13 protein-coding genes and 1 riboswitch are annotated in these 12,112 nt (G+C 72.6%); of the genes, 12 read left to right on the top strand and 1 reads right to left on the bottom strand.

Annotated features, from left to right (window positions below; all coding sequences use genetic code 11):
* Nucleotides 1-51 precede the first annotated feature (51 nt).
* From DZA62_RS22140 to DZA62_RS22085, 12 genes are all read left to right on the top strand, one after another.
* A complete protein-coding gene (locus DZA62_RS22140) occupies nucleotides 52-1,587 on the top strand; it encodes an MFS transporter (protein ID WP_232827563.1) in 1,536 nt (511 codons plus the stop codon).
* Nucleotides 1,588-1,601: 14 nt separating this feature from the next.
* The gene (gene rpe, locus DZA62_RS22135; protein ID WP_116951103.1) at nucleotides 1,602-2,264 is read left to right on the top strand and encodes a ribulose-phosphate 3-epimerase; all 663 of its coding nucleotides are present in this window, start codon (nucleotides 1,602-1,604) and stop codon (nucleotides 2,262-2,264) included.
* A 131-nt stretch (nucleotides 2,265-2,395) separates the two neighbouring features.
* A riboswitch (FMN riboswitch) is annotated at nucleotides 2,396-2,539 on the top strand.
* A 135-nt stretch (nucleotides 2,540-2,674) separates the two neighbouring features.
* Nucleotides 2,675-3,703, top strand: a complete 1,029-nt coding sequence (gene ribD, locus DZA62_RS22130) for a bifunctional diaminohydroxyphosphoribosylaminopyrimidine deaminase/5-amino-6-(5-phosphoribosylamino)uracil reductase RibD (protein WP_116951145.1) — start codon at nucleotides 2,675-2,677, stop codon at nucleotides 3,701-3,703.
* A gap of 4 nt (nucleotides 3,704-3,707) precedes the next feature.
* A complete protein-coding gene (locus tag DZA62_RS22125; protein WP_116951102.1) occupies nucleotides 3,708-4,346 on the top strand; it encodes a riboflavin synthase in 639 nt (212 codons plus the stop codon).
* On the top strand, nucleotides 4,343-5,608 hold the full coding sequence (locus tag DZA62_RS22120; RefSeq protein WP_116951101.1) for a bifunctional 3,4-dihydroxy-2-butanone-4-phosphate synthase/GTP cyclohydrolase II: 1,266 nt from the start codon (nucleotides 4,343-4,345) through the stop codon (nucleotides 5,606-5,608). Before DZA62_RS22125 ends, DZA62_RS22120 begins: the two co-directional genes overlap by 4 nt.
* Nucleotides 5,605-6,081, top strand: a complete 477-nt coding sequence (gene ribH, locus DZA62_RS22115) for a 6,7-dimethyl-8-ribityllumazine synthase (RefSeq protein ID WP_116951100.1) — start codon at nucleotides 5,605-5,607, stop codon at nucleotides 6,079-6,081. The genes DZA62_RS22120 and ribH overlap by 4 nt, the downstream gene beginning before the upstream one ends.
* 244 nt (nucleotides 6,082-6,325) lie before the next feature.
* Nucleotides 6,326-6,589 (top strand): phosphoribosyl-ATP diphosphatase, encoded by a 264-nt coding sequence (locus DZA62_RS22110; RefSeq protein ID WP_116951099.1) that lies wholly within the window; start codon nucleotides 6,326-6,328, stop codon nucleotides 6,587-6,589.
* A gap of 12 nt (nucleotides 6,590-6,601) precedes the next feature.
* Nucleotides 6,602-7,453 carry an ATP phosphoribosyltransferase gene (gene hisG, locus DZA62_RS22105; RefSeq protein ID WP_116951098.1) on the top strand — a complete coding sequence of 284 codons (852 nt, stop codon included), beginning with the start codon at nucleotides 6,602-6,604 and terminating at the stop codon, nucleotides 7,451-7,453.
* A 93-nt stretch (nucleotides 7,454-7,546) separates the two neighbouring features.
* The gene (locus tag DZA62_RS22100; RefSeq protein WP_116951097.1) at nucleotides 7,547-8,068 is read left to right on the top strand and encodes a SigE family RNA polymerase sigma factor; all 522 of its coding nucleotides are present in this window, start codon (nucleotides 7,547-7,549) and stop codon (nucleotides 8,066-8,068) included.
* Between the two features lie 23 nt (nucleotides 8,069-8,091).
* Nucleotides 8,092-9,348: a hypothetical protein gene (locus tag DZA62_RS22095; protein WP_157987831.1), complete on the top strand. Its 1,257-nt coding sequence runs from the start codon at nucleotides 8,092-8,094 to the stop codon at nucleotides 9,346-9,348.
* Between the two features lie 88 nt (nucleotides 9,349-9,436).
* The gene (locus tag DZA62_RS22090) at nucleotides 9,437-9,961 is read left to right on the top strand and encodes a SigE family RNA polymerase sigma factor (RefSeq protein ID WP_116951095.1); all 525 of its coding nucleotides are present in this window, start codon (nucleotides 9,437-9,439) and stop codon (nucleotides 9,959-9,961) included.
* Nucleotides 9,958-11,274, top strand: a complete 1,317-nt coding sequence (locus DZA62_RS22085; protein WP_116951094.1) for a hypothetical protein — start codon at nucleotides 9,958-9,960, stop codon at nucleotides 11,272-11,274. Before DZA62_RS22090 ends, DZA62_RS22085 begins: the two co-directional genes overlap by 4 nt.
* Here the strand turns inward: DZA62_RS22085 and DZA62_RS22080 are convergent.
* On the bottom strand, nucleotides 11,271-12,101 hold the full coding sequence (locus DZA62_RS22080; RefSeq protein ID WP_116951093.1) for an MOSC domain-containing protein: 831 nt from the start codon (nucleotides 12,099-12,101) through the stop codon (nucleotides 11,271-11,273). The genes DZA62_RS22085 and DZA62_RS22080 overlap by 4 nt on opposite strands.
* Between the last annotated feature and the right edge of the window lie 11 nt (nucleotides 12,102-12,112).

Here is a 12,112-nt window from a genome sequence, read left to right as displayed (position 1 = left end):
CGGTGTTACTGTACCGTCTGGACGGTTTAGCTTACCTCGGAGGGGTGCGCGATGACGATGGTGGAGCAGGAGCGGGTGCTGGCGGGGCCGCGCGAATGGGGCGCCCTCGTCGTGCTGCTGCTGCCGGTCCTGCTCATCTCGATCGACATGACCGTGCTCAGCTTCGCCGTCCCGCACCTCAGCGAGGACCTCGCGCCCTCCGGCACCGAGCTGCTGTGGATCGTCGACGTGTACGGCTTCATGATCGCCGGGCTGCTCGTCACCGCCGGCACGCTGGGCGACCGGATCGGCAGGCGCAAGCTGCTGCTGGCCGGCGCGACGGCGTTCGGCCTGGCGTCCGCGGTGGCGGCGTACTCGACCTCTCCCGAGATGCTGATCGCGGCGCGGGCCCTCCTCGGCGTGGCCGGGGCGACGCTGATGCCGTCGACGCTGTCGCTCATCCGCAACATCTTCCACGACGTCCGGCAGCGCACGCTGGCGATCGCGATCTGGGCGACGATGTTCTCCGCCGGTGCCGCGCTCGGGCCCATCGTCGGGGGCTGGCTGCTCGAGCACTTCTGGTGGGGCTCGGTGTTCCTGGTCGCGCTGCCGGTGCTGGCGCTGCTGCTGATCTTCGCGCCGTTCCTGGTGCCGGAGTCGAAGAACCCCGCGCCGGGCAGGTACGACCTGCCCAGTGCCGGGATGTCGCTGGTCGCGATGCTGCTGGCGGTGTACGGCATCAAGGGGCTGGCCGCGCACGGGCTCTCGCTCGGGTACGCGTCCGCTCTGGTGGCCGGCGTGCTGATCGGCGTGACGTTCGTCCGGCGCCAGCGCCGGCTGGAGACGCCGCTGCTGGATCTCGAGCTGTTCGCGCGGCCGGCGTTCCGGGCGTCCGTCGTGACGAACCTGCTGACGACGTTCGCGATGATCGGCGCGTTGTTCTTCATGACGCAGTACCTGCAGATCGTGCTCGGCATGGCGCCGCTGCGGTCCGGACTGGTGCTGGTGCCGGGGCTGGCGCTGGCGATCGTCACCGGGCTGCTCGCCGTGCCGCTGATGCGCCGGCTGCCGATGCCGTACCTGCTGTTCGGCGCGCTGCTGGTCGTCGCGGCCGGGTTCGCGCTGATGGTGCTGGCCGGGCGCGGTCTCGGCGCCGGGCTGGTGATGGTGGCGTTCGTGCTGGTCGGCGGAGGTGTCGGTCTGGTGCAGACGATCACCAACAACGTCATCATGGGCGCCGTCGACCCGGCCCGGGCCGGTGCTGCGGCGGCCGTGTCGGAGACGGCGTACGAGGTCGGCGGCGGTATGGGCACGGCGGTGCTGGGCAGCTTGCTGACCGCCGTGTACGGGTCGTCGCTCGGCGCGGTGAGCGGGGTCGACGGCGCCACGCTGGCGCAGGCGCGCGAGACGCTGGGCGGCGCGGTGGACCTCGCCGGGACGCTGCCCTCGCCGGTCGCGTCCGCGCTGGTGGCGGCCGCCGAGGAGGCCTTCACGCGGGCGGTCGAGGTGACCAGCGTGGTCGGTGCGCTGATGGTGGTCGCGGCCGCCGTCCAGGCGCTGGTCGTGCTCCGGCACCATCGGACGCCCATGAGCGCGGGCCCGCACTAGTAATCTGGGCGCTCGTGGGGATTCAGATCGCGCCGAGCATCCTGTCGTCCGACTTCGCCAACCTCGAGTCGGAGATCGCCCGCCTCGGCGACGCCGACCTCGTGCACGTCGACGTCATGGACAACCACTTCGTCCCCAATCTGACGCTCGGGCTGCCGGTCGTCGAGGCGATCCTGGCCCGCACCGACCGGCCGATCGACTGCCACCTGATGATCGACGAGCCGGACCGCTGGGCGCCCGGTTATGCCGAGGCCGGCGCCCACAACGTCACGTTCCACGCCGAGGCGGCCGCCGCGCCGGTCCGGCTCGCCCGCGAGCTGCGCAAGCACGGGGCGCGCGCCGGGGTCGGACTGCGTCCGGCGACGCCCGTGGAACCGTGGGCCGACCTGCTGCCCGAGATCGACATGCTGCTGGTCATGACGGTCGAACCCGGCTTCGGCGGGCAGCCGTTCCTCGACGTGTGCCTGCCGAAGATCCGGCGGGCGCGCGAGCTGGTCTCCCGGTCCGGGCTGGACGTCTGGATCCAGGTCGACGGCGGCGTGTCGGCCGAGACGATCGAGCGCTGCGCCGACGCCGGCGCCGACGTGTTCGTCGCCGGGTCGGCCGTCTACGGCGCCGACGATGCCGCCGCCGCCGTCACCGAGCTGCGGGAGCTGGCGGCGAAGGCCGCGCACTAGCTCCGCCACCCACCGCCCGTTGCGGGCCGCCGAGTTCGCCCCGGTGACCTCGGCTGGGATGTGAGAAGGCGGACAATTGGCAGGGCCGGGAATGCGTTTCGTGCGGGGAGAGTTACGCTTTTCGAGACACGAAGCGTGCTCCGGGGTCGGTGAAAGTCCGAACCGGCGGTGACAGTCCGCGACCCGGTCGCCCTCCGCACCAGCGGATGACGAACGGTTGACTCGGCGAAATTCCGAGACCGACGGTTAAAGTCCGGATGGGAGGAAGCACGCGCGGCCGTCTCGGCTGGTCGCGCCTACGTGCGCGGCCGTAGCGCTGAGCCGGTCGTCAGTGGTGCATTCGCGCCCGCCCCGGAGCTCGCCCGACGAGGCGAGGAGGGCCGGTGGCGAGTCCGGTGGAGCTGACGGCGATGCGCCGCGCCATCGAGTTGTCCATGAACGGTGCCCACACCACGCCGCCCAACCCCGATGTCGGCTGCGTCGTCCTCGATGCCACCGGTGCGACGGCGGGCGAGGGCTGGCACGAGCGCCCTGGCGGACCGCACGCTGAGATCGATGCGCTGACGCAGGCCGGCGAGCGCGCCCGCGGCGGCACCGCCGTCGTCACGCTGGAGCCGTGCGACCACACCGGACGCACCGGGCCGTGCACCGATGCGCTGATCGCGGCCGGGGTCGCCCGGGTCGTGGTCGCCGTCGCCGACCCGAACCCGGTGGCGGCCGGGGGAGCGGCGACGTTGCGCGCGGCCGGCGTCGACGTCGAGGTGGGCGTGCTGACGGACGAGGCGACCAGCGCCAACGCCCGCTGGCTCACGCCATTCCGCACTCATCGGCCGTTCGTCGTCTGGAAGTTCGCCGCGACGCTCGATGGGCGCAGCGCGGCAGCCGACGGGACGAGCCGGTGGATCACCGGCGAGGACGCCCGTGCCGACGTCCATCGGCTGCGGGCGGCGGTCGACACCGTCGTCGTCGGGTCGGGGACCGTGCTCGCCGACGATCCGCGGCTGACCGCACGGCTCGATGGCGCGGCCGTGGCGCCACCACTGCGCGTCGTCGTCGACAGTGCCGGCACGACGCCGGCGACGGCGCGGGTGCGCGACGATCAGGCGCCGACGTGGATCGCGACCGCTGACGAGGTCGGCGCGGCATCCGACGGTCGGGTCGACCTCCGGAAACTCCTGGACCAGCTGTACGAGCGCGGCCGGCGATACGTCCTGCTCGAGGGCGGGCCGACGCTGGCCGGCGCGTTCTGGCGGGCCGGTCTGATCGACCGCGTCGTCGGCTACGTCGCGCCCGCGCTGCTCGGTTCCGGTCCAGCCGCGCTGGCCGACGCCGGCGTGGACACCATCGACGCCGCGATCCGGCTCGACGTCGCCGACGTACGGATGGTCGGCCCCGATCTGCGCATCACCGCAACCCCGCGAGAACACAGGAAGGCGTGAGGCAATGTTCACCGGGATCGTCGAAGAACTGGGCGAACTGATCGCCGTCGAGGGCGACGCGGACGACGGGCGGCTCACCGTCCGCGGACCGAAGGTCGCCGACGACGCCGTGCACGGCGCGTCGATCGCCGTCGACGGCGTCTGCCTGACCGTCACCGCGGTCGACGGCGACACGTTCACCGTCGACGTCATGCGCGAGACGTTCGACCGCAGCACGCTGGCGAAGCTCGGCGTCGGCGACGCCGTCAACCTCGAGCGGGCGGTGCGGGCGAGCGACCGTCTCGGCGGCCACATCGTCCAGGGCCACGTCGACGGTGTCGGCACGGTGGTCTCCCGGACGCCGGGCAGCCGCTGGGAGGTCGTCCGCGTCGAGGCGCCCGACACCCTGCTGCGCTACGTCGCGGAGAAGGGATCGATCGCCGTCGATGGGGTGTCGCTGACGGTGTCCGGGCTCGGCGACGGCTGGTTCGAGGTGAGCCTGATCCCGACGACGCTCGAACTGACCACGCTCGGCCGCCGGCAGCCCGGCGACGGAGTGAACCTCGAGGTCGACGTGGTCGCCAAGTACGTCGAGCGGCTCCTGGCCGGCGGCGCCGCGGCGCCCGGAGTGACAGCCGAGAACACGACAGAGGTGGATGCATGACCGTGCAGCTGGACACCGTCGAGCGGGCGATCGCGGACATCGCGGCCGGCAAGGCCGTGGTGGTGGTCGACGACGAGGACCGCGAGAACGAGGGCGACCTGATCTTCGCCGCTTCCAAGGCCACGCCGGAGCTGATGGGTTTCACCATCCGGTACACCTCGGGCGTCATCTGCGTCCCGATGCTCGGCACCGAGCTGGACCGGCTCGACCTGCCGCCCATGACCGTCGTGAACGAGGACCGCAAGGGCACCGCCTTCGCCGTCTCCGTCGACGCCCGACACGGTGTCACCACGGGCATCTCGGCCGCCGAACGTGCCCACACGGCGCGGGTGCTGGCCGACTCCGCGACCGAGGCGTACGAGCTCAGCCGGCCGGGCCACGTGTTCCCGCTCCGAGCCAGGGAGGGCGGCGTGCTGCGGCGTCCGGGGCACACCGAGGCCGCCATCGACCTCGCCCGGCTGGCCGGCCTGACACCCGCGGGCGTCCTCTGCGAGGTCGTCCACGACGACGGCTCGATGATGCGCGCCCCGGCGCTGCGCGAGTTCGCCGACGAGCACGACCTCGCGATGATCTCGATCGCCGATCTCATCCGGTATCGCCGGCGCACCGAGCGGCAGATCGAGCGGGTCGCCACGACCCGGCTGCCGACCGTCCACGGCACGTTCACCGCGCACGCCTACCGCGACGTCCTCGACGGCAGTGAGCACATCGCGCTGGTCATGGGCGACGTCGACGCCGACGCGGCCGGCGACGAGGCGGTCCTCGTCAGGCTGCACTCCGAGTGCCTCACGGGCGACGCGTTCGGCTCGCTGCGCTGCGACTGCGGCCCGCAGCTGCGCGCCGCCCTGGACCTCGTCGCCGGCGCCGGTCGTGGCGTGGTCGTGTACCTGCGCGGGCACGAGGGCCGGGGCATCGGACTCGCGCACAAGCTGCAGGCGTACGAGCTGCAGGACGGCGGTCTGGACACCGTCGACGCCAACGTCGAGCTGGGCCTGCCGGCCGACGCCCGCGACTACGGGACCGGCGCGCAGATCCTCGCCGACCTCGGCGTGCGCACCATCGCGCTGATGACGAACAACCCGGCCAAGCTGACCGGCGTCGAGGGGTACGGCCTCAAGCTGGCCGAACGCGTCGAGCTGCCGGTCGCCGTCAATCCCGAGAACCTGCGGTACCTGACGACCAAGCGGGACCGCATGGGGCACGACCTCGGTGATCTGTCAGGCTCCGAGGAATCCGCGGAACGAGAGGACACCGGACGATGAGTGGTCAGGGCGCGCCCGAGCTGCAGGTGGGCAAGGTGGGCGACCTCCGGGTCGCCGTCGTCGCGTCGCTGTGGCATCAGCAGATCATGGACGGGCTGATCGCCGGGGCGCAGCGGGCGCTGGAGGAGGCCGGGGTGCACGATCCGCTGATCCTGCGCGTGCCCGGCTCGTTCGAGCTCCCGGTGGCGGCGGCGCGGCTGGCCCGAGCCAACTACGAGGCCGTCGTCGCACTGGGTGTCGTCGTGCGGGGCGAGACGCCGCACTTCGACTACGTCTGCCAGGCCGCGACCGACGGCCTGACTCGGGTCGCGGTCGACACCGGGGTGCCGGTCGGTTTCGGCGTCCTGACCTGCGACGACGAGGCGCAGGCGCTGGCCCGTGCCGGCCTGGCGGGATCCAAGGAGGACAAGGGCTACGAGGCGACGCAGGCCGCGCTGGCCACGGTCGTCGCGCTGCGCAACTGTTACGCCTAGCGCCGGTTGTGAGGAGCGCGCCGGACGGCGTGCGGCGAGGGTGTCGGTGCCCGCCCGTAGGGTGGGCCACCCACCCCCTCGGGGCGGGGTCCGCCCGCGAGCGGACGGGCGCTGGACAGCACCGCACTCGCCGCCCGCGCAGCGCCGCGGACATGGCCCCGCGCGCGTCCCTGACGCAGGCGCGGTGTCCGGCTCGTGAACCAGCGCGGCGGCGAGGGGCACCGTATCCGTACCCTTGTGCGACGTGAAGAGTTTCGAGGACCTCTGGGTCGAGCTGTCCGCGAAGGTGGAGTCCGGTGAGGCCGGCTCCGGAACCGTCGAGGCGGTCCGCCATGGGGTCCATCACGTCGGCAAGAAGGTCGTGGAGGAAGCCGCCGAAGCGTGGATGGCGGCCGAGCACGAGAGCACCGAGCGAGCGGCCGAGGAGATCTCGCAGCTGCTCTACCACGTGCAGGTGCTCATGCTCGCCCGCGGCATCACCCTCGCCGACGTCTACGACAAACTCTGAGAGGCCTGTCCGATGACACTACGGATCGCCGTGCCCAACAAGGGCTCACTGTCCGGACCCGCCGCCGAGATGATGCGCGAGGCCGGCTACCGCCAGCGCTCCGACGGCGGCCGGGAACTGGTGCTGCGCGACCCCGACAACGACGTCGAGTTCTTCTACCTGCGCCCGCGCGACATCGCCGTCTACGTCGGCGCCGGTACGGTCGACGCCGGGATCACGGGGCGCGATCTGCTGCTCGACTCCGGTGCGTCGGCCCAGGAGCTGCTCGCACTCGGCTTCGGCGGCTCGACGTTCCACTTCGCGGCGCGTCCGGGGACCGCCGAGAAGGTCGCCGACTTCGGCGGGCTGCGGGTCGCGACGTCGTACGCGGGGCTGCTGCGCGACTACCTCGCCGACCGCGGCGTCGACGCGTCGGTGGTGCGGCTGGACGGCGCCGTCGAGACGGCGGTGCAACTGGGCGTCGCCGACGTCATCGCGGACGTCGTCGAGACGGGGACGACGCTGCGGCAGGCCGGCCTCGAGATCGTCGGCGAGCCGATCCTGCGGTCCGAGGCCGTGCTCATCGGGCGCGCCGACGGCGACGGGGCGGCCGCCATCGACCTCCTGCTGCGCCGCCTCAACGGCGTCATGGTCGCGCGCGGCTACGTGATGATGGACTACGACATCCGCGCCGACCGCGTCGACGAGGCCAGCGCGCTCACTCCCGGCCTGGAGTCGCCGACGGTGTCGCCGCTGCACCGCGAGGGCTGGGTCGCCGTCCGGGCCATGGTGCCGCGGACCGAGGCGCAGCGCGTCATGGACGACCTGTGGGCGGTCGGCGCCCGCGCGATCCTCGTCACCGAGATCCTGGCCTGCCGCATCTGATCGACGTCCGGGTTGCATTGATGCAACCCGGGACCACGGTCGTTCCGTGAGCAGGGTGAGGGCCCTCACCCGGAACGGCAGTGGAGGCGGTAGATGCAACCCACGGACGAGACGTCCTTCAGGGAGTTCGTCAGCGCTCGACGACGCGCGCTGCTCCGAACCGCCTTCCTGATGACGGGCGACTGGCATTCGGCCGAAGACCTGGTCCAGGAGTCACTGACGAAGCTGTACGTGTCGTGGCGGCGGGTCCGCCGCCGCGACGACGTGCTGGCTTACGCCCGCCGGATCCTCGTCAACGCGCACATCGACGGCACCCGCCGTCCGTGGCGTCGAGAGCAGGCGGTCGGCGCGATCCCGGACGTCGTCGGCGTCGGCGACCCGGCTGAATCGGGTGACCTCCTGACCAGGTCTCGGCTGCTGGCCGCCCTGGCCTCCGTCCCACCGCGGCAACGAGCCACCCTCGTGCTGCGGTTCTGGGAGGACCTCTCCATCGAGCAGGTGGCCGACCTCATGAACTGCAGTTCCGGCAACGTCAAGAGCCAGACGGCGCGAGGTCTCGAACGATTACGAGACGTTCTCGGCTCCGAGGCATTCGTCGAACTGAGGGACGCATGATGACCGAGGCCACTCTCAAGGACATGTTCCGGACGACTCTGACGGGCGAACCGCTCCGGCCGGTGGTCCCCGACGAGGACGTCGCCCGCGGCCGTGCCCGGCAGCGGCGGATGCGCCGTCAGCGGGTCGCCGGCGGCGTGGCGCTGCTCGCGGTGGCCGGTCTGGGCGCGGCCGTCCTCCCGGCGGTCTTCGACGATGACCGCGACGACTCCGTCGCGGCGGACGGCGCGCCGGACGGCGGCGACTACCCGCCCGCGGTCGGCGACGACCCGGTCAAGCAGGTGATCTGGGACGCCGTCGAGTCCGCCCTCCCCGCCGACGTCGAGGTCGTCGGACTCGACGATCCGGGCCTGCAGGGTCCTCCGTCGGTCGGTGCCGCCATCGGCGTGCAGTTGGAGCGCGGCGACAGCGGCACGGGATTCCAGTTCGGCGTCACCGTGGAGAAGGCACGCACCGACCTGGGGGAGTTCCGGCCGTGCAGCGAGCCGGGCCCGCTCGAGGGCACCTCCAGTCAGTGGCGGAACTGCTCGGAGGGCAGCGACGATGGCGTCTGGCAGGCCGCCGGAGACCTCGAGTTCGACTCGTCAGTGGTCATGGCCCAGAACGACGACGCGGCCGTGATCGTGACGTGGAGCACGCGTCCGTTCCCGCTGCCGGGCTCGCAGGCGACGTCGTCGAACGGCTCCGAACCCGGTTCCCTGCCGACCGGGCCGTCCCTCGACCGGGCCGAGAGCGAGGCCGTCCGCGACGCGGTGCTGGCGGCGACCGCCGAGCTCGACTCCGACGACCTCACCAGCGGCGCCGACCTCGGCGACATCGTCGGCGTGTGGCCGGAGGTGCACTCGATCCTGGAGGACGCCGTCGGCGCCGCGCTGACCGCGGTGGACGGCCCCGCCGGCGACCCGGCCATCGACCTGCAGGACGTCGAGCACCAGGTCGGCACGGTCTCGGCGAACTATGTGACGGCGGACGGCGTCGAGGTGGAGGTGTGGTTCTGGCAGCGGCCGCGGATCACCGACACGATGTGCATCGACGCGATCATGGAGTGCGCCATCGCGACCGGTAGTCAGGAACTGCTGGGCCCGGCCGGCGGCGGTGGTGAGAACCACGAGGGTGGCGGCTCGGTGGGGCCACGCGGTCAGCTCTGGTTGCGGGTCACGTCGGACGAGGTGCCGCAGTCGGACGATCCCGCCGCCGGCCTGGCGGGCGCCATGGGGGCGCTCGGCGAGATCATCTCGGCGCTCGAAGCACAGGTGCGGACGCCGTTCCCGGCCGGCTGACGAACCTGCCGCCGATTCCGTGCAACCTGGAACGCGCCCGTCACCGTCCAACAGGTGACGGGCGCGGCCCGGGGGTGGGAGGCGGTGCATGTCGGCGATCGACGAGGCGTCGTACCGGGAGTTCGTGTCGGTGCGACGCCGCGGCCTGCTGCGGACCGCCTATCTGCTGACGGGGGACTGGCACGCCGCGGAGGATCTCGTGCAGGACACGCTGACGAAGCTGTACCTCAGCTGGCGCCGGGTCCGCCGCCGCGAGGACGCGCCGTCGTACGCCCGCCGCACCATGCTCAACGCCTACGTCGACAGCACCCGCCGCCCGTGGCGCCGTGAGTACGCGGTCGCGGCCGTGCCGGACCGGATCGGCGGCGGCGACCCGGCCGACGGCGGCGACCCGGACACCCGGACGCGGCTGATGACCGCGCTTGCCGGGGTGCCGCCGAAACAGCGGGCCGTGCTGGTGCTGCGGTTCTGGGAGGACCTCTCGGTGGAGCAGGTGGCCGAGCTGCTGGACTGCAGCACCGGAAATGTCAAGAGCCAGACGGCGCGCGGCCTGGAGCGGCTGCGCGCCGTGCTCGGCCCGGCCCAGCTCGCGTCGATCAGGGAGGTGCGATGACCGACGACGACCTGAAGCACCTGTTCGCGCAGGCGGTGCTCGACGAGCCGGACCGCATCGTCTCGCCGGACGACGACATCGCCCGCGGCCGCGCCCTGCGCACACGCCGGCGCCGCCGACGGATCGTCGCGGGCGTCGTGGCGGTCGTGGCCGCCGGGACGCTGGGCCTCGTGGTGCCCGACGCGTTCGTCGACCTGCGGGCGCCCGGCGTCGAGGCGGCGGCCCCCGGCTACGACGAGCTGCCGCCGTTCGACCCGGAGCCGGGCATGCGGTTCCTGGCCCAGCCCCGCCGCACGTCCGGTGACGGCGCGGCCGAGGTCGAGGTCGAGGTGCAGGAGTCGGCCGGTGTCCCGGAGTCCGCCACCCCGACGATGCCGTCGGGCATGCTGGCGGCGGTCGAGAATGCGCTGCCGGACGACGTGGAGTTCGCCGGCGGCGAAGCGCCGGCGCAGGCCGTGGGCCGGCACCGGCTGGTGTACTCCGTCGAACGTGACGGGACGCCGTTCACGTTGCGCGTCTGGTGGCAGACCGGGGCCATGCAGTCCCGCGCGTTCCGGCCGTGCACCGAGCCGGTGGCCGCGTTCAGCCGGACGGCGGTCTGGGACGACTGCACACAATCGCCCGACCACTACGGCACGGTGCGGGTGCTCGGCTCGCCGGACCCCCAGCACCGGGTTCTCGCGCTCGACGGCAGTTGGGTGGCCATCACGGTCGTGTGGGAGACCCCGGAGGCCGAGCCGGCGACGCGGCCGGGCGACGTGCTCAGCGACGGTGAGGCGGAACGCATCGGCGACGCGGTCTGGGGCGTGGCCCTGGACTCGATGGCCCGGCTGACCGGGAGCGTCGGCGGCAACCTCGCGGAACTGAGGAGTGACTTCGGCATGGGCTATGTCGCCGAGTCGTGGGCGAACGTCGAGGCGGCGTTGACCAGAGCCCTCGGCCCGCTGACCCGCGTGCGGATAGACCGGCACGAGCCGGGCCCGCTGAACGACCCACAGGCCAAGGTGGAGTCTCCCCAGGCCGTCACCGCGTCGTACCGGACGTCCACCGGCGGCACCGTGAACCTCGCGGTCTGGGACACCGGCGTGATCTACGGCGCGCTGTGCACGAATCTGCTGGCCTGCGACGTCTGGCCGGGCAGTCGTGAGTACTTCAAGCCGCTGCTGATGTCGCCGTCCGACGTGCTGGGCGGCACGGCGCTGGGCAACCAGGGGCAGGCCTACCTGGTGCTCGACGGCGTCTCCGGCGACGTGGCCGCGCTGCATCGGGCCACCATGCAGGCGGTCTTCTCGGTGTTGCCCGATCCGTCCTAGCCGGCGGTGATCTCGACGACGTCGCCCACGGCGATGCGGCCGGCGCCGTCGGGGACGAGGTTCATGCCGAACCACACTTTGCCGTCCCAGCGGCGGTGCCGGGCCAGGGTGCGCAGCGGCTCCTTGCCGCGCGCCTGGGAGTCCGGGTCGATCGTCGTGAGGACGCAGCGGTCGCACAGCTTGACCGCGCGGAACGGGACGTCGCCGATGCGCAGGCGGCACCAGGTGTCCTCGGCGAACGCGTCGGCGCCGTCGACGACGACGCTGGGACGGAACCGGCGCATCGGCAGCGGCTCGTCAGGCGGCTCCTCGCCGCGCAGCAGCGCCTCCTCGACGATCCAGTCGTTGAGGCGGGCGAGCGACCCGGTGGTGGTCACCAGCAGCGGGAACGCGTCGGCGAAGGAGACGCGGTCGGCGGGCAGGCCGTAGACGGGGTTGACCGGCCGCCGCGTGGGGTCGTCGAGCCAGACGAGGCGGACGTCCTGGTCGAGCAGCTTGCCGAACCAGGCGTCGGCGGCGGCACCGGGGCGGACGGCGTCGAGGGTGTTCTTCCAGATCTGCACCGGCACGTAGTCGCGTGACGCCGTGGCGTCGACCTCGAGCGGCGCGGCGTGCGGGCCCTCGAGCCGGATGCGGCCGCGTTCCAACGGCGTCACCGTGACGCCCAGCAGCGCCGGCCGGACCCGCGCGGTGACGACGTAGCCGGCGTCGTCGACGACCATCCAGCGGCGGTCGTCGGCGAGGCCCCAGGGCTCGACCTCGGCCTCCGTCCGCGCCAGCCCACGGGTCGACTTGACGGGGTAGATGGTCAGCTCGGCGACGCGCACGGCCCAACGCT

It is taken from the genome of Jiangella endophytica, from assembly GCF_003427025.1.
Taxonomy (GTDB): Bacteria; Actinomycetota; Actinomycetes; order Jiangellales; family Jiangellaceae; genus Jiangella; species Jiangella endophytica.
This window is presented reverse-complemented; position numbering and strand designations above follow the sequence as displayed.

What these genes read in the sequence shown, in the direction of transcription:
- DZA62_RS22140 (WP_232827563.1), top strand. Translation starts at nt 52, where the DNA reads ATGACGATGGTGGAGCAGGAGCGGGTGCTGGCGGGGCCGCGCGAATGG.
- ribD (WP_116951145.1), top strand. Translation starts at nt 2,675, where the DNA reads ATGCGCCGCGCCATCGAGTTGTCCATGAACGGTGCCCACACCACGCCG.
- DZA62_RS22125 (WP_116951102.1), top strand. Translation starts at nt 3,708, where the DNA reads ATGTTCACCGGGATCGTCGAAGAACTGGGCGAACTGATCGCCGTCGAG.
- DZA62_RS22120 (WP_116951101.1), top strand. Translation starts at nt 4,343, where the DNA reads ATGACCGTGCAGCTGGACACCGTCGAGCGGGCGATCGCGGACATCGCG.
- ribH (WP_116951100.1), top strand. Translation starts at nt 5,605, where the DNA reads ATGAGTGGTCAGGGCGCGCCCGAGCTGCAGGTGGGCAAGGTGGGCGAC.
- hisG (WP_116951098.1), top strand. Translation starts at nt 6,602, where the DNA reads ATGACACTACGGATCGCCGTGCCCAACAAGGGCTCACTGTCCGGACCC.
- DZA62_RS22100 (WP_116951097.1), top strand. Translation starts at nt 7,547, where the DNA reads ATGCAACCCACGGACGAGACGTCCTTCAGGGAGTTCGTCAGCGCTCGA.
- DZA62_RS22095 (WP_157987831.1), top strand. Translation starts at nt 8,092, where the DNA reads ATGTTCCGGACGACTCTGACGGGCGAACCGCTCCGGCCGGTGGTCCCC.
- DZA62_RS22090 (WP_116951095.1), top strand. Translation starts at nt 9,437, where the DNA reads ATGTCGGCGATCGACGAGGCGTCGTACCGGGAGTTCGTGTCGGTGCGA.
- DZA62_RS22085 (WP_116951094.1), top strand. Translation starts at nt 9,958, where the DNA reads ATGACCGACGACGACCTGAAGCACCTGTTCGCGCAGGCGGTGCTCGAC.